Source organism: Ureibacillus sp. MALMAid1270 (genome assembly GCF_049202975.1).
Lineage (GTDB): Bacteria > Bacillota > Bacilli > Bacillales_A > Planococcaceae > Ureibacillus.
Genome location: NZ_JBMIRP010000099.1, coordinates 210,277 through 234,092, shown reverse-complemented (window position 1 = coordinate 234,092; position 23,816 = coordinate 210,277). Strand labels below are relative to the sequence as shown.

Genomic DNA, 23,816 nt, shown 5'->3' with positions numbered 1-23,816 from the left:
CTCCTATATAAATGGAATAACTACATTTTATGAAAATATTAAATTGGAAATAAACTTACTAAGACAATTACATCTTCTTGTGCTATAATAACACAGTTAATCATACGAAAAAAGAATGTGGAGTGGAATAATGACAAAGTTACGTCAAGATTTACGCAATATAGCAATTATTGCGCACGTTGACCATGGTAAAACAACATTAGTTGACCAATTATTAAAACAATCTGGAACATTTCGTTCAAATGAGCATGTTGAAGAACGTGCTATGGACTCAAATGATATCGAACGTGAACGTGGAATTACAATTTTAGCTAAAAATACAGCAGTTAATTACAATGGTACACGTATAAATATTTTAGATACACCAGGACACGCTGACTTCGGTGGAGAAGTTGAACGTATCTTAAAAATGGTTGATGGTGTATGTCTAGTAGTTGACTCTTATGAAGGTTGTATGCCTCAAACACGTTTTGTGTTGAAAAAAGCATTAGAACAACAATTAAAAGTAATCGTAGTTGTAAATAAAGTAGATAAAGATGCAGCTCGTCCTCTAGAAGTTGTAGATGAAGTTCTTGATTTACTAATTGAACTAGGAGCAGATGAAGATCAGCTAGACTTCCCTGTAGTTTACGCTTCAGGTGTAAATGGTACAGCTTCTCTTGATCCAGATCCATCTACTCAACAAGAAAACATGCAAGTGTTATTCGAGTCAATTATTGAGAACGTTCCTGCACCAGTAGACTCAAGAGAAGAACCGTTACAATTCCAAGTTGCATTACTTGATTATAACGATTTCGTTGGTCGTATTGGAATTGGACGTGTATTCCGTGGAACAATTCACGTAGGACAACAAGTTGCTTTAATGAAACTTGATGGCTCAGTAAAACAATTCCGTGTAACAAAATTATTTGGTTTCTTCGGTTTAAAACGTGAAGAAATTCAAGAAGCATACGCTGGGGATTTAATCGCTGTTTCTGGTATGGAAGAAATTAATGTAGGGGAAACAGTTTGTCCTATAGACCATCAAGATGCACTTCCTCCATTACGAATTGATGAGCCGACTTTACAAATGACTTTCTTAGTAAACAATTCTCCTTTTGCAGGTCGTGAAGGAAAATGGATTACTTCAAGAAAAATCGAAGAACGTCTTCGTGCACAATTACAAACTGACGTATCATTACGTGTAGAAGATACAGACTCTCCTGATGCATGGACAGTTTCAGGTCGTGGAGAACTTCATTTATCTATCTTAATTGAGAATATGCGTCGTGAAGGTTATGAATTACAAGTGTCTAAACCACAAGTAATTATTCGTGAAATTGATGGTGTGAAATGTGAACCGATTGAACGAGTACAAATTGACGTTCCTGAAGATAGTGTGGGTTCAATTATTGAATCATTAGGTAACCGTAAAGGTGAAATGTTAGACATGATCAACGAAGGTAATGGACAAGTTCGTTTAATCTTTATGGTTCCTGCTCGTGGACTTATTGGTTACACAACAGAATTCATGTCATTAACAAAAGGTTTCGGTATTATCAACCATACGTTTGATTCATATCAACCAGTTGTTCCAGGTCGTGTTGGTGGTCGTCACCAAGGTGCACTTGTATCTATGGAAACTGGTAAAGCGACAACTTATGGTATGATGCAAGTTGAAGACCGTGGTACACTATTTGTTGAACCAGGTACTGAAATTTACGAAGGTATGATTGTTGGTGAAAACACTCGTGACAATGATATCACTGTAAACATTACGAAAATGAAACAAAAAACAAACATCCGTTCAGCAACGAAAGACCAAACAAATGTCATTAAAAAGCCAAAAATTATGACTCTTGAAGAAGCATTAGAGTTTTTAAATGATGATGAGTACTTAGAAGTAACTCCACAATCTATACGTTTACGTAAACAAATTTTAGATAAAAATGAACGTGAAAAGGTTGCGAAAAAGAAGAAACTTGCTGAACAGCAATAAGCTTGATTTAGCATAACTTCTTCTGGGAATAGTGAAAGGTGTTGTGGGAGATGAACGTGTTAGGTACGCTTAATTTAATTCAAGCATCTACACCTACGATTTGGACAGAGGGTAAAGCATTTGGCATGATGTCTGGAACAACTCGATATATTTATGAGCATATGCCATCTTACCAAAGTGCTGGTTATGTTGTATTTATCTTAGTTTTTATATTATCCGCGATAGTATTTAAGCTAGGATTTGCAAAAAACGATCTTAGCTTAGGAAAAAATATTATTATTTATATATTCTTATTCTTAGGTTGTATCGTGCTAACGTTTTTAGCGTTGTTCTTACCGATGATTGAAGGTTTAGTCGTTGCAGCGTTAATCTTGATTATTTATAAAACTAGATTATGGCGTGAAAAACGTGAACAAAGAATTCGTGAGCGCGATAAAGATAGTGTAAATTAATAATGAATTTAAGGTCGATTCTCTTTGAGAGGATCGGCTTTTTTGTTTTATTTTTTGAGCGGAGTTGGGGTATATGTGGAGCGTATTTGGAGCGCGGCTGGGTATGAGACATTTGAAGGTTTATTTCCTGTGGAAATGTCCCATAACCGACTGATATGGGACATTTCAGGTTCTATTTTCTTAAGAAATGTCCCATTACCGATTGAAATGAGACATTTGAGATTTTCTTTCCAAAAGAAATGTCTCAAAACCTGCTGAAATGAGACATTTGAGGTTTGATTTCCGATAAAAATGTCTCATAACTGGCAAATATGAGACATTTGAAGCTCTCACAGCAACTGAAATGTCTCATAACCTGCTGAAATTAGACATTTGAGATTTGATTTCCGATAGAAATGTCTCATAACCGGTAAGTACGAGACATTTGAAAAATTTTTCAAATAGAAATGTCCCATAACCTAACACTACATCAACAACATCCAAACTTGAAAACGTATACGAAAGTCCTAGAGTTATTAAATAGGTATTAACACATTTTCCTTGCTTCGCATACGCTACTCTAGATAAAAAACATCTTATTAATGAGGAGGAAAGTGTGCGTGAAAAGATGGTTAAAACCTAGTCTACTTGTTTTCTTTTCCACTTTAATGGTTCTGATCCTTGCAGCATGTGGTGGGAAAGAAGAACTTAAGACAGTAAAGGTTGGGGAAGTAACTCGTTCTATTTTCTATGCACCATTATACGTAGCTATTGAGAAAGGGTATTTTGAAGAAGAAGGGTTGAAAATCGATTTATCGACAATTCCTGGTGGAGATAAAACGATGACTGCTCTTTTATCAGATGGTATCGATATAGCGCTAGTTGGAGCTGAAACATCGATTTATGTATCAGCACAAGGTGCAAACGACCCAATTAAAAACTTTGCTCAGTTAACGCAAACTGATGGTACGTTTTTAGTTTCTCGTGAACCAATTGAAAACTTTACTTGGGATATGTTAAAAGATTCAACATTCCTTGGCCAACGTAAAGGTGGTATGCCACAAATGGTTGGGGAGTATGTATTAAAACAACATGGTATAGACCCACATAATGATTTAGAGCTAATTCAAAATATCGATTTCGCAAATATTTCTACTGCATTTGCTTCAGGTACTGGAGATTTCGTTCAATTATTTGAACCAACAGCAAGTTTATTTGAAGCAGAAGGTGTAGGTTATATTGTTGCATCGTTTGGTACAGAATCAGGTCATGTACCTTACACAGTATTTATGGCGAAGGATAGTATGATTTTATCAGATCCTGAAACAATTGAAGCCTTTACTAGAGCGATTAAGAAAGCTCAAGATTTTGTATATTCAAGCTCTGCTGAAGAAGTAGCAAAAGTGATTGTTCCTTTCTTCGAAAATACAGAGGTTGATTTAATTGCTACGGTTGTTGATCGTTATCGTTCTCAAGAATCTTATGCAAAAGATCCAATTCTAGATGAAGAAGAATGGGATAACTTACAAAATATTATGGATGAAGCTGGGGAATTACCAAAACGAATTCCGTATGAAGAATTAGTAAATACGAATTTCGCTGAAAAGGTAACGAAGTAAAATGAGTTTTCTTACTGTCAGCAAAGTTCATCATACGTATTTCTCTAGCAAAACTGCAACCGAAGCATTAAACGATATTAATTTGACGATTGAAAAAGGTGAGTTTGTTTCTTTTATCGGTCCAAGTGGCTGTGGAAAAACTACTCTTTTATCAATACTTGCAGGATTGTTTCCACCTGCAGCTGGTAAAGTACTAATAGAAGAACAAGATGTCTTTGCAAATGCTGACTTGTCGATTGGCTACATGTTACAGCAAGATTATTTGTTCCCTTGGAAAACAATCGAGGAGAACGTTACACTAGGCTTAAAACTAGTAAATGCAAATAAAGAAGAATCCAACCAATTAGCATCAAAATTATTAAAAGACGTTGGATTACCACCCATTGAAAAAAAATATCCTAGAGAGTTATCTGGTGGGATGAGACAAAGGGTAGCGTTAGCAAGAACATTAGCTGTAGACCCAAAAATTTTGCTTCTAGATGAACCATTTTCAGCACTTGATTATCAATCAAAACTAAAACTTGAAGATTTAGTTCATAAGCTAATGAAAGAGTATGGTAAAACAGCGGTTCTTGTTACGCATGATATCGGAGAAGCCATTGCAATGAGTGATCGAATTTTCTTATTTTCAGCTAGACCAGGTCGTCTATATAAAACGTTTGAAGTTCCAGAAGAGGTAAGAAATATAACGCCTTTTGAATCACGAGCACATCCGAGTTATTCTTCGCTATTCCAGACTATTTGGAAGGAGCTGGAAAGCCTTGAACATCAACCAACTTCATGAACAATTTAAGGCTAATTTACGGAAAGAACAAAGATGGGTTCGATTCTATCAAATATTAATACTCATTCTATTTTTTGCACTTTGGGAAGTAGCTTCCTCTTTACGATGGATAGACCAATTAATATTTAGTTCTCCATCAAAGATTGGAAATTTATTTGTTGAGAAAGTTACAGATTTTTCTCTAATCTATCATTCGGGTTATACACTATTTGAAACAATACTTGGATTTATACTAGGTACACTAGTAGGAACGATACTAGCAGCTATTTTATGGTGGTCCCCGTTCCTATCAAAAGTATTGGACCCATATTTAGTCGTATTAAACTCGATGCCTAAAGTAGCTCTAGGTCCAATATTAATCGTAGCATTAGGACCAGGGATGAGTTCTATTGTAACAATGGGTGCGTTAATTTCGGTAATTATTTCCACAATAGTTATCTATACAGCCTTTAGAACGGTCGATTCAAACTATTTGAAAGTATTACAAACGTTTAACGCAACACGAGTTCAAATGTTTAAAGAGGCTATTTTACCAGCCTCATTTCCAACCATTATCTCAACATTAAAAGTTAATGTAGGTTTATCATGGGTTGGGGTAATCGTAGGTGAATTTCTCGTATCATCCCAAGGTCTAGGATATTTAATCATCTATGGATTCCAAGTATTTAACTTTAACCTTGTATTATTGTCACTGCTTGTCATTGCAATATTTGCAACGATCATGTATCAATTAGTTGAATTACTAGAAAAAAAGTTAATCAAAAACGAATAGTTTACACATTTGACACATAAAAATCCTTGAACAGTAAAAAAGTTCAAGGATTTTTCTTAAATAAGTTATTTAAAATTTTGATGTGAAAATGCGATAGTACAGAATAGAATAGGACAACTTATTCTAAATAATCTTCAGCACTTTTTGGAGAATCTCGATAAAAACGAAACTTCCCTGTCGCAATTCGTTCTTCTGTTTTTATGGCAATTCGTTCGTTACATGATGGGCACATGTAAGTGTGGATAGGACGATTACGCAACTTTTTAGTAAGTGGCAAATCATCATCTAAATTAGATATGGCATCACAAATCACACATTTGACGCGCATTATGTTCCTCCTATTGAACGCGAATAGCACGAATATTTTTTATTGGATTGTCTACATTCGATCCATCAGCAAATAATAAATGTACTGGCCCATCTTCTAATAATGGCTTTCCATCCTGACTGAATTTGAAGATAAGTGTATTTGCTTCTTCGATTGAAAATACATGTTCTTCACCATTTTCGCAAATGAACACAACACTTGTAGCACCTTCTTGAATTTCAGCGTTTTTTAAGAAATGTTTAATTTCCATTCCAAACGTACCAGTTTTCATGCCTTGGCGGTCGAATTTTCTTTCAGTTTTTAAAGTAGGAGGGAAAGTTGCTCCTTCCATTATTTCACGGGACCAATGTTTCCCCATGGCGTCTAAGTATTTTAACTCACCAGATTCTTCTTCAACCGTTTGTGTAAAATATGTTTTTAAGTCAAGGCGACGGTCATCAAAAATCCAAACAGTTGGATCAATAGTTATTTTATATGTAACAGCACCTGTAATAGGAATGATAGTTTCCATTTAAGATGAATCCCCCTTTATTAATTCTCATAATACAGTATACCGCTACTTTACCGAATTAATAAAGAAATATCGTTTAAGGTGCTTAATTCATATGTAAATTCTCTTGCATTTTTACTTTGTAAAAGATAAACTTTATTAAGATAAGATAGAATAGAAGAAATATCAAATTAATGGGGGCGTCCTCATGGATACGAAATCACCTGCTTCCTTTAGCGAGAAAGCGTTAGAATTATTACTTGCAGATGCAGATAAAATAGCAAAATTAATTAAAGTTCAGATGGATCATTTAACGATGCCATCATGTCCATTATATGAAGAAGTTCTAGATACACAAATGTTTGGTTTATCACGTGAGATTGATTTTGCTGTAAAGCTTGGTTTATTATCACGTGAAAAAGGGAAAGAAATCTTAGATACATTAGAAAAAGAACTTTCTTTGTTACATGAAGCATATACAAACAAATAACAGAATCAACTCAAACGCATTGACGCGATTTGAGTTTTTTTTCTAAGAAGAGGTTTTTGGTATGAGAAAATATATCGCTTACTATGCTAGAAATTTTGATTATCCATTGTTTATTACATATGTTTTTTTATGTTTGTTTGGACTTATCATGATTTACAGTTCAAGTATGATGGTAGCAATTGTTCAAGAAGGTGAAGCACCAGATTATTTCTATAAAAAGCAATTAGTAAATTTACTTGTTTCAACAGTTCCATTTTTTGTTGGAGCTTTTTTCCCATACAAACACTTTAGCAATAAAAGATTAATGGTATTTATGACATTCGGTATGATCGCATTGCTAATTTGGTTATGGATGTTTGGGGTTGGACTTGAACAAACAGGGTCAAAAAGTTGGATTGACCTTGGTGTCATGAACTTTCAACCTTCCGAAGTTGCGAAACTATTTATAATTTTATATTTTGCTGGAGCGTTCTATCGTAAAAGTATCAACAATCCGATGGAAAACTTAGAACCGAACCATATTATTTATCCAATTATTATTTGGATATTCGTTATCTTCTGTGTCGGTAGTGAACCGGATATTGGTGCAGTAATAATACTTTCAGGAATTGCATTTGCTATTATTGCTGCCAGTGGTATGAGTTTTAAAGCATATATAAAGTTTTTCTCCGTTTTTGCAATACTTGGAGTACTTTTAGTTGGTGTTCTATTACTAGTTAAAGGTGACACAATTTTTACAGACAATCGTTTAGGACGATTGAAAGCGTTCTTAAATCCTTTTGAGTACGAGTCTGGTTCGGGACATCAAATCATTAATGGTTATATTGCGATTGGTTCAGGTGGATTAGAAGGGGTAGGTTTGGGACAATCCGTTCAAAAGCTAGGATACCTTCCAGAACCACATAATGATTTCATCATGGCGATTATTGCGGAAGAACTTGGAGTGTTAGGCGTAATTCTTGTTCTTGGTGGATTAGGATTTATTGTTTTTAGAGGATTACACATTGCTATGAAAACGAAAGACCCACTTGCTAGAATGATAGCAGCAGGAATTTCAAGTTGGATTGCGATACAAACTTTTATCAATTTAGGGGGGGTGTCAGGTTTAATTCCGTTAACGGGGGTAACATTGCCATATATTAGTTATGGTGGTTCGTCCATTATCATGCTGTCTTTAGCAATGGGTATATTAATAAACGTATCTATGTATGTAAAACTAGAGTCAAAGAAAAAATTAAGGGGTGGCTGACTTGAAAAAAATTAATAAAATACTTGTAGCAAATAGAGGGGAAATTGCAATTCGAATTTTTCGTGCATGTAACGAGTTAAATATTAAAACAGTCGCGATTTATTCGAGAGAAGATAGTGGTTCGCATCACCGTTACAAATCGGATGAATCTTATCTAGTTGGAGTAGGTAAGAAACCAATTGATGCATACTTAGACATTGAGGGAATTATCGAAATTGCAAAGCATGCAGAGGTTGATGCGATTCATCCTGGATATGGTTTTTTATCTGAAAATGTTCATTTTGCTAGACGTTGCGAAGAAGAGGGGATCATTTTTATCGGCCCAACTTCTGAACATTTAGATATGTTTGGTGACAAAGTAAAAGCAAGACAACAAGCAATTAATGCCAATATACCGGTCATTCCAGGTAGTGATGGACCGGTTCAATCATTAGAAGAGTTAGAAGCATTCGGGGACGAATATGGTTATCCATTAATGATTAAAGCAGCACTTGGTGGTGGGGGACGTGGTATGCGTCTTGTTCAATCAAAAAGTGAACTTGCTTCAAGCTATGAGCGTGCAAAATCAGAAGCAAATGCCGCTTTTGGTTCAGACGAAGTATATGTTGAGAAAGCGATTATTAAACCGAAACATATCGAGGTTCAAATACTTGGAGATTATTCAGGGAACATATTACACCTTTATGAACGAGACTGTTCTATCCAACGTAGACATCAGAAGGTTGTTGAAATTGCACCATCAAATGCATTAAGTAAGGAATTACGTAATCGTATTTGCGATGCTGCTGTTCAATTGATGCAAAACGTAAACTATGTGAATGCTGGTACTGTTGAATTTTTAGTTTCTGGCGATGATTTTTATTTCATTGAAGTAAATCCACGTATTCAAGTAGAGCATACGATTACAGAAATGATTACTGGTATTGATATTGTACATGCTCAAATTAAAATCGCAGAAGGACATCATTTACATTCTGACTATATTAATATACCAAAACAAAATGAAATACCATTATTTGGCTATGCAATTCAATCACGTGTAACAACAGAAGATCCTTCGAATAATTTTATGCCAGATACTGGGAAGTTAATGGTATATCGTTCAAGTGGTGGATTTGGAGTACGTTTAGATGCAGGAAATGGATTCCAAGGTGCTGTAGTATCACCTTATTACGATTCTCTATTAGTTAAAATATCTACGTGGGGAAGAACTTTTAGCGAAGCTGCGGCTAAAATGGACAGAAATTTGCGAGAATTCCGAATTCGAGGGGTAAAAACAAATATTCCGTTTCTCGAAAATGTTGTACTTCATGAGAAGTTTATATCTGGGGATTTTGATACAAGTTTTATCGATTCAACACCTGAATTGTTTGAATTCCCTTTAAGAAGAGACCGTGGTACAAAACTATTAAACTATATCGGAAACGTAACGTTAAATGGATTCCCTGGAATTGAAAAACAGAAAAAACCAATTTTCGTTAAACCGACGAAGCCAAAATTAGATTTACGTTCCGAAATTCCAGCTGGAACAAAGCAAATACTAGACAGTAAAGGTGCTGACGGTTTAGTTAAATGGATTAAGGAACAACAAAATGTTTTACTAACTGATACGACATTCCGAGATGCGCATCAATCTTTACTTGCTACTCGAGTTCGTTCTGCCGATATGTCTCAAATTGCTGATTACAATGCACGAATGATGCACAATTTCTTCTCATTTGAACTATGGGGTGGAGCTACATTTGATGTGGCGTACCGTTTCTTAAAAGAAGATCCATGGGCACGTTTAGAAAAATTACGTCAGCAAATGCCGAATGTATTATTCCAAATGTTACTTAGAGGTGCCAATGCTGTTGGGTATAAAAACTATCCGGATAATTTAATACGTGAATTTATTAAAGAATCAGCTGAATCCGGAATTGATGTATTCCGTATATTTGATAGCTTAAACTGGATTAAAGGTATGGAAGTCGCTATTGACGAAGTGCGTAATACAGGAAAAATAGCTGAAGCGGCAGTTTGTTACACTGGCGATATATTAGATGATTCAAGAGCAAAATATTCTGTTCAATACTACAAAGAAATGGCGAAACAATTAGAAGCTGCAGGTGCACATATTTTAGCCATTAAAGATATGGCTGGATTATTAAAACCGGAAGCTGCCTACCGCTTAATTTCTGAATTAAAAGACACAACGGATTTACCAATCCATCTTCATACACATGATACTAGTGGAAATGGAATTTATACTTATGCGAAAGCAATTGAAGCTGGAGTTGATATTATCGACACAGCACTAGGTTCAATGTCTGGTTTAACTTCACAACCAAGTATCAATTCACTTTATTATGCTATGAAAGGTAGTAAAAACGAGATAGACGTAGATATCAATGCACTTGAAGAACTATCATCTTACTGGGAAGATGTGAGAAGTTTCTATAGTGATTTTGAAAGTGGTATGAAAAGTCCACATTCTGAAATATATGTCCATGAGATGCCGGGTGGACAATATAGTAATCTACAACAACAAGCAAAAGCTGTAGGTTTAGGGGATCGTTTTGATGAAGTTAAGAAAATGTATTCCGTTGTAAATTTAATGTTTGGAGATATCGTGAAAGTAACTCCTTCATCAAAAGTTGTTGGGGATATGGCACTATTTATGGTACAAAATGATTTGACTGAAGAAAATATCTACATAAAAGGTCAAACTATTGATTTCCCAGATTCTGTTGTAGAATTTTTCCAAGGCTATATTGGCCAAGTTCATGGAGGATTCCCAAAAGAATTACAAAAGGTTATTTTAAAAGACAAAGAAGCTATTACAGTTCGTCCAGGAGAATTACTTGAGCCTGTTAATTTCGACGATATTGAAAACATGTTAGCTACTAAATACAATCGAACTATAACAAAGAAAGACGTTTTAGCCTATGCACTATATCCTAAAGTTTTTGAAGAATATTTAGTTGCAAATGACGCATTCGGTGATATTTCAGTATTAGATACACCTACTTTCATTTACGGTTTAAAACTGGGTGAAGAAATTGAAGTTGAAATTGAAAAAGGAAAAACGTTAATCATTAAGCTTATTGAAATCGGTGAACCGCAACACGATGGTACACGCGTCATTTACTTTGAGTTAAACGGTCAATCTCGTGAGTTAGTCATTCAAGATTTAACCGTGGAAGTAGATGGTAAAATTACGTTAAAAGCTGACCCAAGTAATCCAAATCAAATTGGAGCAACAATGCCTGGTACTGTACTAAAAGTTGTTGTTTCAAAAGGAAGCCCTGTAAAAAGAGGCGATCATTTAATGATCACTGAAGCTATGAAAATGGAAACAACTGTGCAATCACCAAAAGATGGTGTTGTCAAAGAAGTTTATGCACAAGCGGGAGATGCAATCTCTACAGGAGATTTATTAATAGAAATTGAATAAGTATAAAAAGAGTGTAAGCATTGTTATTATTACGATGCTTACACTCTTTTATTTACTAATAAAGTAGAGTGAATTTATGATTCTTTGTAAGAATAATATAAATAACCATATTAAAATGAAAAAAATTGGGGAACCTAATTATAATAGGTTCCCCAATCAATTTATTTGTTATTTTTTTGGTTTTGATTGCTACGCGCAATTAAAAGAATCATGTAACAGAATAAGCCAAACAATAAAGTGATAAACAATGAATGCAGTAAAGAAACGATTAAATCTAGTTTTGTGAGGACAACTAACATACCAGCTAAAATTTGTAGAACTACTAGTATGAATGCAGTGATCCATCCCCAATAGATAACAAGTTGATCTTTATAATGTTTTACTGCATGCCATGTAATATATGCCATCCAAATGAAAATTAGCAGTACGGCTATACGGTGTCCCATCTGTATCCATTGGTACATACTGATTGGTAATACGAATGGTTGACTGTTATTACAAAACGGCCAATCTGAACAACTTAAACTAGAGCCTGTATGTCGGACAAGTGCACCTGTGTAAATAACAAGATATGAATATAATGTTACTCCAATTGTATGCCATTTTAATTTTGGTCCAATATGTACTTTATCCGCATCAAACTTTGTATCTACCTCAAAGACAATCATAGCGAGTAACATAATGGAAGCAAAGGAGATTAATGAAATTCCAAAATGTAGGGCTAAAATAAAGTCACCTTGCCCCCACAACACTTGTGCAGCACCGATTAATGCTTGAGCTAAAAGGAAGAAAATTGCTAAGACTCCCAAAAATTTAACTTCACGTTTGTGACCTAATGTTCTCCACGTCCAAACGACTAAAATTAAAACTAGAATGGATACAGAACCAGTTGTTAAACGGTGTGAAAATTCAATTAAAACTTCTGGTGTGATGACAGATGGAATTAGTTCTCCATTACAACCCGGCCAGTGCCTACCACAGCCTAATCCACTATCAGTTTTCGTTACGAGTGCTCCGCCCAATAGAATTAACAACATTCCAAGAGTAGTGAGAACAGCAATCCATTTTAATATTTTACTGTGTTTATATTGCATGTAATGCGCACCTACTTTATCCCTGTGTAACGTCCGTAATATACCCACCTCATAACAAGTAGAAACAATTCCGTATTGAATGGGGGGATCGGCGTTAACATCCCTATTGGTTAAACAAACAATCGTTAGGATTGCAGAGAAAATGTTTCACATTATTTCGACCAGTTTATGAACTTATGTCGGAATGTCCTGCAAATGTACTTATTCATAGTACTAATAATCCATTGATTGAAGTTTTCATATATCTGTCAACACTATAAAAGTGTCTCTGCTTTTAGATGATATCGAATTAAAAGAGAATTGACAACTTCAAACGAATGATACTTATTTGAAAGTGAGTCTTTTTCACAAATTGTTCACAACTTTGTAAGGTTACCATCACAAATCCAATTATGAAATGAGTTAATATATAAGTGCTGTGTGATGAAATGCATATTTAAATATGCGTTTATCTCGTTGACATTCTATTTCGACTTATTCTTCTAAATTTCACTTTAATATCTAGAAATCATAGAAGAATTTCGATATAGTAATTGTTAGCGGAATATGCTTACAAAATTGAAAGGAGGGAATAAATGTCAAACGGTCAGATAGTTGATTCTACTAGAAAAACAAGCCCTGAGACTGATTCAATAATTAAAGATTTTCTTGCACTCATAAAGATTGGTATAGTAAATTCTAATTTAGTCACAACGTTTACAGGAATGTGGTTAGCGTTTCAGTTTACAGGCGGTCACTTTTTATTGCACCTCGATTTAATCGCTTTCACGATGATTGGTGCTGCATTTATTATTGCCGGATCTGCCTCGATGAATAATTTACTTGACAGAGATATTGATCCAATAATGAAACGCACAAGCAAGAGGCCTACAGTTACTGGTAGATTTAAACCGAATGTCGTTCTGGCAATTTCCCTTAGTAGTTTATTTGTAGGTGAAATTTTGTTATTTACGGCATCTTTTGCTGCCGGCATGTGGGGACTTTTTGGTATTTTAGCTTATGTAGTTCTTTATACTATTTGGGCTAAAAGAAGATTTGTAAGCAACACTGTAATTGGAAGTATTTCTGGTGCAATTCCTCCTGTTATAGGGTGGGCAGCAGTAGACCCTTCCTTAAGTTTTGGTGAAGGTGCAGTAGCATTGTTCTTAATAATGTTTGCATGGCAACCTCCGCATTTTTATGCTCTTGCAATGAAAAGAAAAAATGAATACGGTGCAGCAAATATTCCAATGCTACCTGTTGTAAAGGGTTTTAAGCGCACAAAAGTATCTATTTTGTTGTGGATACTATTGTTGTTCCCATTACCATTTCTATTAAGGGATTTAGGTATAGCATTTATAACCTTAGTTACATTGTTAAATTTCGGCTGGTTATTCCTTGCATTTCAAGGATTTAAAGCTAATGATGATATTAAATGGGCAAATAAAATGTTCTTTTATTCATTAAATTATTTAACAATTACCTTTGTATTAATGATTATTTTTGCGATTTTTATGTAAAAGTTTTTATGTAAGAATATTTAGGATTAGTTTGCCTTACTAAGTTGAAGTTGATCTAACTTCAGGTTGATCACTCAAATTTATCTAGGAGTAATTGTTAGGGGATTCTTCTTATAATAGAATTCACATATATGCAAATACCAAGTCCAAAGTTACACATGAAAATACAACAAAGAAAGAGGGGTTTAATTAAGCTATGATGAAAGGGCTTAAAAAATGGCGTTTGTTCTCGCTATTAGCTGTTATGACAGTTTTCCTTTCTGCTTGTGGTGAAGAGTATATTTCTACGCTTACACCAGCTGGTGCGGTAGGGAAAGAACAATTTAATTTACTGCTGTTCTCTATTACGATAATGGCATTAGTAGTAGTCGTGGTTTCAGTATTATATATATACGCTTTCCTTAAGTTCCGCCGTTCTAAACAAGGTGAGGACTATATGCCAAAGCAAGTTGAAGGTAGCCACGTGCTTGAAACTATTTGGACAGTAATTCCAATTGTACTTTTATTAATTTTAGCTGTTCCAACACTAATCTCTACTTACAAATTAGGTGATGTAGCTGCTATGGAGCAAGTTGATGAAAATGGTAATAAAACAGAATTAATCGTTGATGTTACTGCAAAATTATACTGGTGGGAGTTTTCATATCCAGACCTTGGAATTGTGACTTCTCAAGAACTTGTAGTTCCTACTGGTCAAAAAGTGTACTTTAATTTAAAAGCTGCTGATGTAAAGCACTCATTCTGGATTCCATCTATCGGCGGTAAAATGGACACTAACGTAGAAAACATTAACAAATTCTATTTGGTATTTGATGAAGAATCAGAAGGTTTAAAAGATGGAGTATTCTATGGTAAATGTGCAGAGCTTTGCGGTCCATCACATGCTTTAATGGACTTTAAAGTAAAAACTTTAGCTCCTGAAGCGTTTGATGCTTGGGTTGCTGCAATGCAAGCTACAGAAGGTCAAACTGCATCTAAAGATTCTACAGATCTAGGTGAAGCAACATTTGCTGCAAACTGCTTAATGTGTCATGCTGTTACTTCAGTTACTGGTGTACCTGGAGGTGCTGCTATGGGTCCTAACTTAACAACATTTGGTGATCGTAGCCATATCGCTGGTTTCTTAGAGCATAACAAAGAAAATTTAGTTAGCTGGATTAAAAATCCTGAAAAATATAAACCAGGTAACTTAATGAGCGGTAATTATAAAGTTGGTAATGATGGATTATCTGATGAAGAAATTAGTGCACTTGCTGATTACATTATGAGCTTATCTGTAGAAAAATAATTTGATTTTTGTATTGAAACATAGAGGAGGTTAAAGTTGTGAGCTCTGTTGCAATTGGTAAGAAGGGCTTTGGGGCAACACTTTGGGACTATTTAACAACTGTTGACCATAAAAAACTAGGGAATATGTATTTCTTTGCAGGATTATTATTCTTTGCAATCGCTGGTTTTGAAGCATTATTAATGCGTATACAGTTAATGGTACCAAACAATGATTTTGTTTCCGCAGGTCTTTTTAATGAATTACTTACAATGCATGGTACGACAATGCTATTCTTAGCTGCGACACCATTGCTATTTGGTTTTATGAACGCTGTTGTACCTTTACAAATTGGTGCACGTGACGTTGCATTCCCATTCCTAAACTCTTTAGGATTCTGGTTATTCTTCTTAGGTGCTGTTTTCTTACACCTTTCATTCTTTATGGGTGGGGCACCTGATGCTGGATGGACATCTTATGCATCATTATCTTTATATTCACCAGGTCATGGTATTGATTTCTATGTACTTGGTTTACAAATTTCTGGTGCTGGTACGTTAATCTCTGGTATTAACTTCATTGTAACGATTATTACAATGCGTGCACCTGGTATGACGTTTATGCGTATGCCATTATTTACTTGGACAACATTACTTTCAAGTGCATTAATTTTATTCGCTTTCCCTCCACTGACAGTTGGTTTATTCTTCATGTTAGTTGACCGTATGTTTGGAGCTAATTTCTTCGATCATACTATGGGTGGTAACACAATTATTTGGGAACACTTATTCTGGATTTTCGGACACCCAGAAGTTTATATCTTAGTTTTACCTGCATTCGGTTTATTCTCTGAAATCATTCCGGTATTTGCTCGTAAACGTTTATTCGGATACTCTTCAATGGTATTCGCAACAATTTTAATCGGTTTCTTAGGATTCATGGTTTGGGCTCACCACATGTTTACTACAGGTCTTGGGCCAACAGCAAACGCAATTTTCGCTGTTGCAACAATGGCGATTGGTGTACCAACTGGTATGAAGGTATTTAACTGGATTCTGACAATTTGGGGCGGTTCGGTTAAAGTAACAGTTCCGATGATTTATGCTTTAGGATTTATTCCTTCATTTGTAGCTGGTGGTGTAACAGGTGTAATGCAGGCCACTGCTCCACTTGACTACCAATTACATGATTCATATTTCATCGTTGCTCACTTCCACTACGTAATCGTTGGTGGTATCGTAACTGCAATTTTTGGTGCAACTCATTTCTATTGGCCAATTATGTTTAACCGCGTGTTAAACGAAAAATTAGGTTTTGTTGTATTCTGGGTATTCTTCATTGGATTCCATTTAACATTCTTTATCCAACATTTCCTTGGTTTAATGGGTATGCCACGTCGTGTATTCACTTACCAAGCAGATCAAGGTTGGGATTTATACAACTTCATCTCATCTATCGGTGCAATCATGATGGGTATTGGGGTATTACTACTAGTACTTAACATGTTATTATCGATTAAAGGTAAACCAGTAAACCAACGCGACTACTGGGGAGATGGACGTTCACTTGAATGGGCTATTAAAACACCAGTTCCATTCTATAATTTTAAACAAACTCCACTTGTACGTGGTTACGATCCATATTGGATTGAAAAACAAGAAGGTAATAAAGAAGGTATGACATATGCTGAACCTCTTGGCGATATCCATATGCCAAATGGATCAATCTTACCTTTAATCATGTCAATCGGTTTATTTATCGCAGCATTTGGTGCTTTATATCATCCAGATGGCGTATCATGGTCTGTACCTGTAATTATTATAGGTTTAGGTATTACAGTTGGATGTATGATTTTACGTTCATTTAAAGATGATTTAGGTTTCCATGTTCATAAAGAAGAAATCATCGCAATTGAAGAAGATTTATATGGAAAAGGGGGTAACAAATAATGGATTTAAATACTAAATTCACCCCAAAATCTTGGCCGGATCATGCTGAACAAGCTACTATGGAAGGGAAAAATAAATTCGTCGGAATCTGGATTTTCATCTGTAGTGATATCGTATTATTTGCCAGTGTATTTGCTACTTACCTTTCTTTAAAAGATAGTGGTCCAGCTGGAATGGATATTAAAGCTTCTGAATTATTTGGTTTAGAATTAGCATTTGTTATGACAATGTTACTTTTAACATCTTCTTTAACAAGTGTATATGCTATGTACCATATGAAAAACTATAACGCTAAAGGCGTTCTACTTTGGATGGGAATCACAGTACTATTAGGTCTTGGATTCTTAGGTTTAGAAATTTTTGAGTTCTATGAGTATACAGTTCACGAAGGATTTGGATTTACTCATTCAGCATTCTCATCATCATTCTACGTACTTGTTGGTACACACGGACTACACGTAATTATTGGTTTAGTTTGGATTACAGGTTTAATTATCCGTAATGCAAAACGCGGATTAAACTTATACAATGCACCTAAATTCTTCGCTGCATCAATTTATTGGCACTTTATCGACGTTGTTTGGGTGTTCATCTTCACTGTAGTTTACTTAATGGGGGTGCTAGGATAAGATGGGACACGATACACATGTTCAAGAAAAATCTGTTGCACAGTACGATTATGACCGTAAGAAAAACGCGGTTGAAATGCGTAAACAAGTTGTAAACTTCGCGATTATGATTTTCTTCACTTTCATAGCATTTGCTGTGGTAGTTGCAGACTTTTCACCTTACTTCATTAAGCCAGTAATTCTTTTATTGGCTGGTGTACAAGTTGTACTACAACTGTATTCATTCATGCATATGGGTGAGAAAAAAGCTCCTTTTATCGGTGTAATTAACACATTCGTTTGGTTAGGAGCAATTATTGCATTTACTTTCTTCCTTGCGTTCTTAACGATTATTTGGTGGTAAGAAAGTAAAATTCTATAAGTGTAGGTAGGTTGCTTTGCAACTTATCTACACTTATTTTTTTTGGAATTGTTGAATTAATTGTCATAGTTCGTTCATTGATGTTAAGATGTAAGCGTTCTATAATTAAATTAGTGAAATTTAAAGGAGCGTTATAAAATGCCGTTAAGTATCTTTGGTTTTCAAGCATTATGGAGCCCTTACTTAATAGGAGTCATCGTATTTTTAACGGTTGTATACTTCTTAGTTACCGTAAAATGGAGAAAAGACTTTAAAGTAAGTGAACCTCTGAAAAAGAGTGAAGCAATATATTTTCTATTATCCATGATTACGCTCTATATTGTGGTTGGATCTCCAATCGATTTATTGTCACATATACTATTTTCAATGCACATGGTGCAAATGGCATTCCTCTTATTACTATTACCGCTATTAATAATAAAAGGTATTCCTTGGTGGATATGGAGTATCGTTGTGAATGCACCTGTTGTGCGGAAAATATTTAAAGTCTTTACACAACCGGTTGTTGCAGTTTTTGTTTTTGCTATGATGTTCTCGCTTTATCATATACCGGGTATTTTTGATACGATTAAATTGGATGAAACATTCCATGGAATATTCACGTTCATCTTATTTTTATCTGCATTTTTCATGACCTGGCCATTAATGAATCCAGTGAATGAAATGCCTAAAATGAAGAGCCTTTATAAAATAGGATATATCATTGCGAATGCTGTTTTAATAACACCAGCTTGTGCTCTTATTATTTTCGCAGACCAACCATTATACGCAACGTATTATGATGGGGAAATGTGGTTGAAAGCAATGGAACTTTGTGTCCCAATTGGAACCCTATCCGGATTAAATCTATCTGGGCCTGAACTGTTTTTCCCAGGATATATGACTTTAGTTGGGGATCAACAAACTGGTGGAGTGCTAATGAAAATCATTCAAGAAATTATTTTTGGTGTTATTTTATGGAAAGTGTTCCGTCAATGGTGGAAAGAAGAACACTCAAATAATGAAGATGAAATAACACAAAAAGCGTTGAAAGACTTCCAAAAATTAAAACAAAGTCAACAACACTAAATATAGAAAGAACTTCAGTTAGGAGAATGTTTGAATGTCGTCATTATTTTATGTTTTACCGACAATTAGTACCTCATTTATCGTCATTAGCGCTGTATTAGTAGCAATTGGTTGGGTTCAAATAGCTAAACGAAATATTGATGGTCACAAAAAAGTAATGATTGCTGCTGGTGTATCAGCACTAATTTTCTTTTTAATTTACGCATCAAGAACGGTATTCATCGGAAACACAGCTTTTGGTGGGCCAGATAGCTTAAAAGGGTATTACACATTCTTTTTAGTATTCCATATTATTTTAGCAACTACTGGGGCAGTATTTGGGATTGTTAGTTTACTTACTGGATTTAAAAATAAACTATCAATTCATAAAAAACTAGGGCCGATTACAAGTGTTATTTGGTTTTTTGTTGCGATCACAGGAGTAATGGTTTATTTACTTCTATATATTTTATTTGAACCTGGTGAAACAACATCAGTCATAAAAGCAATATTTGGTTTCTAAGAGAATATAGAAAATGAAAGAGGAGTGTCTTTAAAAGACACTCTTTTTTAGAAAAAATAAAAAAATGAAGAATTCGTCAAAAGATGACTAATTCTTCAATTTCTTATACATATTAAGTTATATAAAATTATGCTTCTACGCCATATGTAGCAAATAATTTTTTAACGTTTTCAAGAATTCCTTCACATTCTTTAACTAAATGTGTTGGGAATACTTCTTCATTTTCATCATACTCTACACCGTGTGGATAGTAGTATTTACCAAGTGCTGGTTTTTGGATTTTTAAAATCGCTGTATTGTTTCCTACATCGCCAGAAACAGCTTTGCAAAATACGCGTAAATAGAAACGACCTTCTTTTAAATCGAAGCGTTTGTCGAAAGTCATACGGTCATAATCCCATCCGCCGTGACATTCTAATCCATTTTTTTTCATAACACTAACAAGTAGTTCTTGTTCAGCCGTTATATTTTCAAGAGTTTTGTTTTCAAAATACATTCGATAAATCCTCCTTTAGCAATTCGTACATAGTATACGCTCATTATTAATAATAGAGCAAATTATAATTCCATGCAATGACAACATTGTGTCAAGAATTAGTGTATTAAAAAAGTTTCATTACTCTCTTCTTAAGTTTTATTGATAACTTATTATTGGTTTGTAACCTTCATATTATTACAAAAGGACATTTTTTGTTGAAAAGTCACCGGAATTCATTCTTATTCTTGTAGATTTAGTGTCATGATTTCAAGCTGGGCATACTATAAGGAAAAGAAGGAGTGACACATTGCAACTAGCAGAGCTTTTAAAAGACTGGCCGTGTACAGTTAAAGGTGGTTCCATTCGAATAGAAGTTCTTGGAATAGAAGATTACGCTCAAGATGTTAAAGATGGAGATTTATTCGTCGTGCGTAAAGGGACGAATGATGACGGAGTTAAATATGTTGAAATTGCCATACAAAATGGGGCAATTGGTGTTGTAGTAGAAGACGAAAAATTACTAGATAAATTAAGTATACCTGTTCCACTCATTTGGGTTCCAAATTGTTTAAAATTCATGTCATATGGTGCTGCTAAACTTCACAGATTTCCTGCTGAGGCAATGCAAGTAATTGCTATCACGGGTACAAATGGGAAAACGACAGTAAGTCATTTCATTGGTCAAATCTTAAACTCGCTACATAAAAAAGTAATGGTTATCGGAACGAACGGAGTCTATATAAATGGCAAAGATGTTGATCTTCCATTTGAACGTTTAACAACATTACAACCAAAACATCTTCATAAAATATTCCAGCATGGGGTAGGTCAAGGAGTTCAATATGCCGTTTTAGAAGCTTCTTCCATGGGACTTGCAAAACATCGACTTGATGATTGTGCGATTAACGTTGGAGTATTTCTTAATTTGGCTGAAGATCATATTGAAGATCACGGTTCTTATGAAAAATACAAAGCAGCAAAACAGCTATTAGCTACTTTATCAGAACGAGTTATATTAAATGGTGACGATTCGTTTTGTCGAACAGTAGGGTTACAGGCAAAGAAACCGAAAGTGTATTTTGGTTTAGGTAATCGTGTAGACTATCAATTACAACTATTAGCAGAAGCCAATAACTCCTCCACATGTTGCTTACAGAGTAAAAAGGGGCAAAAAGTATTTACATTACCCTTTGTAGGAGATCACCACCTACAAAACTCGATAGCCGCAATTACTACTGTTGCAGAACTTGGTTTTAATATTGAAGAAGTATGCCAGGCTGCTGAATATCTTAGTTTGCCAAAAGGTAGATTACAATATATTAAAAATAACTTAGATTTAGATATTTATATAGATTATGCACATACTGAAGCTGCGTTAAGAGCGGTTTTACAAACATTATATAAAACAACTAGAGGGGAACTAATTGTTGTATTTAGTTGTGGTGGAAACCGAGATAAACATAAGCGTATAAAAATGGGCGCGGTTGCATCGAAGTATGCAGATTTAATTTATTTAACCACTGATAATCCACGCAATGAAGACCCGGAAGTGATCAATTCTCAAATAGCTGCAGGTTTTTTATCCAATCAAAAGTACGAAACTATATTAAACCGAGAAGAGGCTATTTCAAAAGCAATCCTTTCTGCAAAAAAAGGAGATACGATATTAATAGCAGGGAAAGGCCATGAGAATACACAAACGATTGGCAAAACCCAAATCCATTTTTCAGATATTGAATGTGTTCAGTCTGTTCTTGAATCCAATTTAAATATGGGTTAAATACATTTCCCATTCAACTAAATTGATTGGCATGAACAAAAATGGTAAGTTTTCAAACTACCAAGCAATATGAAAATCTGCTATCATATAGTTGAATGGAGGAATAAGATGTTAATAACTTCTGAATGGGTAACAATACTTGATGAAACGGATATATTAAGTTCTATGGTCCTTTCCTCTGAACAAGCACAAAAACTACGGATTGCATATCAAAACGTTTATAGTGATCCTGCACTTGTGCATAAAATTGCCACTTTTACAAGAATGAAAGAGCAGTACGAGGATGTGCAAAGATTCGGGAAATATCATCCCGATTACAATAAAATTATGAAAGAAATTCGTAAACAGAAACGTGAATTAGATTTAGATGAACGTGTTGCGAATTTAAAAATTGCAGAAAATGATTACCAAGATTTATTAGACGAGATTAGTTTAATTGTTGGAAAATCTGTTTCTGAATCGGTTAAAGTTCCTGTAAGTAATCCATTTTTTGCTACAAGTTCATCTTGTGGAAGTGGTTGTGGTACAGGTGGGGGCTGTTCTTGCTCAGCTTAAATATTCATATCAAAAAAAGTCTCCAAGGAAATGATTCCATTGGAGACTTTTTTTGATTGTTATTTTTGTTCATTATTTCAAATGGCAGCTTCATGTAATTGACGTACTAATGGAACAGCAATATCCGGGCGATCCGTAACAATTCCTTTGGCACCACGTTTAATAAGGCGTTCGATTAAATCTGGGTCATTAATTGTCCAATAATGGACTGGAATATTTAAATTACCTAAATAGGAGATGAATTTCGGCATATCTAAGGCGATAACACCTAATTTAGGTGGAATTTGAAACACATCTACTTTAGGGTGATATAAGTGCCCAAATTGACTTGTAAATGCTGCGAAAGCTTTTCTTACGTCCGTTTCACCTGCACCTAGTGCCACTCGATTTTGTGCATATAGATTAAAACGATCTACTTGTTCACTATAGAAACTCGTCACAACTACACGATCTTGAGCTTGTAGTTCTTCGATTAAACGCCATAGTTTTGATGGCATTAAACTCCCTTCGTACGTATCAGGTGAATCTTTAATGTCGATATTAATATAAGTAGTTGGAAAATCCTCTAATAATTCCTTTAATGTAACGACAGATAATTTTTCTTGTTCATATGGGGAGTTCCCATCTAAATCTAAAAATCTATAACCATGATTCAATTCTTTTAATTCTTGTAGAGTGTAATCTTTTACAAAACCTGTACCATCAGTTGTACGATCAACTGTATCATCATGGAATACAATAATTTCTTCATCTTTTGTTAAACGTATATCCACTTCAAAACCATCAACACCTAGCTCATAAGCCATCTCGAATGCAGGTCTCGTATGTTCTGGAGCTAATTGAGCTCCTCCTCTATGAGCAAGAACAATTGGACGATCGAATTGTAATACTTTTTTACTTTCACGCTTCTGCGGTTTTAAAACAGCTTTACTCCCTGCCCAAGCAGCTGCACTAGCAGCTGCAATTGCAAGCGCCAACTTTGTCTTTTTTCCCATGAAAGTCCTCCTCAACAAATTCGAATGATTAAACTGTTGTCAATTACATTCATTTGCTATCT

Annotated in this window: 22 protein-coding genes; 17 read left to right on the top strand and 5 right to left on the bottom strand. The window is 34.9% G+C overall.

From position 1 onward, the window contains the following. Nucleotides 1-130: 130 nt before the first annotated feature. From typA to ACOQFO_RS17855, 5 genes are all read left to right on the top strand, one after another. The gene (gene typA / locus ACOQFO_RS17875) at nt 131-1,978 is read left to right on the top strand and encodes a translational GTPase TypA (RefSeq protein WP_421691033.1); all 1,848 of its coding nucleotides are present in this window, start codon (nt 131-133) and stop codon (nt 1,976-1,978) included. Between the two features lie 50 nt (nt 1,979-2,028). Then, nucleotides 2,029-2,430, top strand: coding sequence for a YlaH-like family protein (locus tag ACOQFO_RS17870; protein ID WP_421691032.1), 402 nt, complete (start codon nt 2,029-2,031; stop codon nt 2,428-2,430). Between the two features lie 647 nt (nt 2,431-3,077). Further along, complete coding sequence (locus ACOQFO_RS17865; protein ID WP_421691089.1) at nt 3,078-4,028, top strand: ABC transporter substrate-binding protein; 951 nt, start codon at nt 3,078-3,080, stop codon at nt 4,026-4,028. A gap of 1 nt (nt 4,029) precedes the next feature. Continuing rightward, the gene (locus tag ACOQFO_RS17860; protein ID WP_421691031.1) at nt 4,030-4,812 is read left to right on the top strand and encodes an ABC transporter ATP-binding protein; all 783 of its coding nucleotides are present in this window, start codon (nt 4,030-4,032) and stop codon (nt 4,810-4,812) included. Then, the gene (locus ACOQFO_RS17855) at nt 4,790-5,584 is read left to right on the top strand and encodes an ABC transporter permease (protein ID WP_421691030.1); all 795 of its coding nucleotides are present in this window, start codon (nt 4,790-4,792) and stop codon (nt 5,582-5,584) included. The genes ACOQFO_RS17860 and ACOQFO_RS17855 overlap by 23 nt, the downstream gene beginning before the upstream one ends. Nucleotides 5,585-5,702: 118 nt before the next feature. On the opposite strand, the gene ACOQFO_RS17850 is transcribed toward ACOQFO_RS17855, so the two are convergent. Both ACOQFO_RS17850 and ACOQFO_RS17845 read right to left on the bottom strand, forming a co-directional pair. Then, nucleotides 5,703-5,912, bottom strand: a complete 210-nt coding sequence (locus tag ACOQFO_RS17850) for a YlaI family protein (RefSeq protein WP_421691029.1) — start codon at nt 5,910-5,912, stop codon at nt 5,703-5,705. Between the two features lie 10 nt (nt 5,913-5,922). Continuing rightward, entirely contained in the window at nt 5,923-6,423 is a 501-nt protein-coding gene (locus ACOQFO_RS17845) for a peptidyl-prolyl cis-trans isomerase (protein WP_421691028.1), read from the bottom strand. A 187-nt stretch (nt 6,424-6,610) separates the two neighbouring features. Here ACOQFO_RS17845 and ACOQFO_RS17840 point away from each other — a divergent pair, with 187 nt between their 5' ends. The 3 genes from ACOQFO_RS17840 to pyc all read left to right on the top strand — a co-directional run bounded on the left by ACOQFO_RS17840 (nt 6,611) and on the right by pyc (nt 11,577). Next, nucleotides 6,611-6,892 carry a DUF1507 family protein gene (locus ACOQFO_RS17840; protein WP_421691027.1) on the top strand — a complete coding sequence of 94 codons (282 nt, stop codon included), beginning with the start codon at nt 6,611-6,613 and terminating at the stop codon, nt 6,890-6,892. 61 nt (nt 6,893-6,953) lie between these two features. Continuing rightward, complete coding sequence (locus ACOQFO_RS17835) at nt 6,954-8,141, top strand: FtsW/RodA/SpoVE family cell cycle protein (protein ID WP_421691026.1); 1,188 nt, start codon at nt 6,954-6,956, stop codon at nt 8,139-8,141. A gap of 1 nt (nt 8,142) precedes the next feature. After that, a complete protein-coding gene (gene pyc, locus ACOQFO_RS17830; RefSeq protein ID WP_421691025.1) occupies nt 8,143-11,577 on the top strand; it encodes a pyruvate carboxylase in 3,435 nt (1,144 codons plus the stop codon). Between the two features lie 161 nt (nt 11,578-11,738). Here pyc and ACOQFO_RS17825 read toward each other — a convergent pair whose 3' ends face one another. After that, nucleotides 11,739-12,671 (bottom strand): COX15/CtaA family protein, encoded by a 933-nt coding sequence (locus ACOQFO_RS17825; protein ID WP_421691024.1) that lies wholly within the window; start codon nt 12,669-12,671, stop codon nt 11,739-11,741. Between the two features lie 575 nt (nt 12,672-13,246). On the opposite strand from ACOQFO_RS17825, the gene cyoE reads away from it, so the two are divergent. From cyoE to ACOQFO_RS17790, 7 genes are all read left to right on the top strand, one after another. Next, nucleotides 13,247-14,170 (top strand): heme o synthase, encoded by a 924-nt coding sequence (gene cyoE / locus ACOQFO_RS17820; RefSeq protein WP_421691023.1) that lies wholly within the window; start codon nt 13,247-13,249, stop codon nt 14,168-14,170. A gap of 196 nt (nt 14,171-14,366) precedes the next feature. Next, nucleotides 14,367-15,458 (top strand): cytochrome c oxidase subunit II, encoded by a 1,092-nt coding sequence (gene coxB / locus ACOQFO_RS17815; RefSeq protein WP_421691022.1) that lies wholly within the window; start codon nt 14,367-14,369, stop codon nt 15,456-15,458. A gap of 38 nt (nt 15,459-15,496) precedes the next feature. Continuing rightward, nucleotides 15,497-17,386 (top strand): cytochrome c oxidase subunit I, encoded by a 1,890-nt coding sequence (locus ACOQFO_RS17810; RefSeq protein ID WP_421691021.1) that lies wholly within the window; start codon nt 15,497-15,499, stop codon nt 17,384-17,386. Next, a complete protein-coding gene (locus tag ACOQFO_RS17805; RefSeq protein WP_421691020.1) occupies nt 17,386-18,015 on the top strand; it encodes a cytochrome c oxidase subunit 3 in 630 nt (209 codons plus the stop codon). Before ACOQFO_RS17810 ends, ACOQFO_RS17805 begins: the two co-directional genes overlap by 1 nt. A gap of 1 nt (nt 18,016) precedes the next feature. Next, entirely contained in the window at nt 18,017-18,358 is a 342-nt protein-coding gene (locus ACOQFO_RS17800; RefSeq protein ID WP_421691019.1) for a cytochrome C oxidase subunit IV family protein, read from the top strand. A gap of 156 nt (nt 18,359-18,514) precedes the next feature. Then, on the top strand, nt 18,515-19,444 hold the full coding sequence (gene ctaG, locus ACOQFO_RS17795; protein ID WP_421691018.1) for a cytochrome c oxidase assembly factor CtaG: 930 nt from the start codon (nt 18,515-18,517) through the stop codon (nt 19,442-19,444). 34 nt (nt 19,445-19,478) lie between these two features. Continuing rightward, on the top strand, nt 19,479-19,946 hold the full coding sequence (locus tag ACOQFO_RS17790) for a DUF420 domain-containing protein (protein WP_421691017.1): 468 nt from the start codon (nt 19,479-19,481) through the stop codon (nt 19,944-19,946). A 127-nt stretch (nt 19,947-20,073) separates the two neighbouring features. Here the strand turns inward: ACOQFO_RS17790 and ACOQFO_RS17785 are convergent, their stop codons facing one another. Beyond that, nucleotides 20,074-20,442, bottom strand: a complete 369-nt coding sequence (locus ACOQFO_RS17785) for a YugN family protein (protein WP_421691016.1) — start codon at nt 20,440-20,442, stop codon at nt 20,074-20,076. A 289-nt stretch (nt 20,443-20,731) separates the two neighbouring features. Between ACOQFO_RS17785 and ACOQFO_RS17780 the strand changes: the two genes are divergently transcribed. Together ACOQFO_RS17780 and ACOQFO_RS17775 are read left to right on the top strand one after the other, a co-directional pair. Further along, entirely contained in the window at nt 20,732-22,204 is a 1,473-nt protein-coding gene (locus ACOQFO_RS17780) for a UDP-N-acetylmuramoyl-L-alanyl-D-glutamate--2,6-diaminopimelate ligase (RefSeq protein ID WP_421691015.1), read from the top strand. Nucleotides 22,205-22,312: 108 nt separating this feature from the next. Further along, entirely contained in the window at nt 22,313-22,759 is a 447-nt protein-coding gene (locus tag ACOQFO_RS17775; RefSeq protein ID WP_421691014.1) for a YlbF family regulator, read from the top strand. A gap of 77 nt (nt 22,760-22,836) precedes the next feature. On the opposite strand, the gene ACOQFO_RS17770 is transcribed toward ACOQFO_RS17775, so the two are convergent. Next, on the bottom strand, nt 22,837-23,754 hold the full coding sequence (locus ACOQFO_RS17770; RefSeq protein WP_421691013.1) for a glycerophosphodiester phosphodiesterase: 918 nt from the start codon (nt 23,752-23,754) through the stop codon (nt 22,837-22,839). Nucleotides 23,755-23,816: the final 62 nt, after the last annotated feature.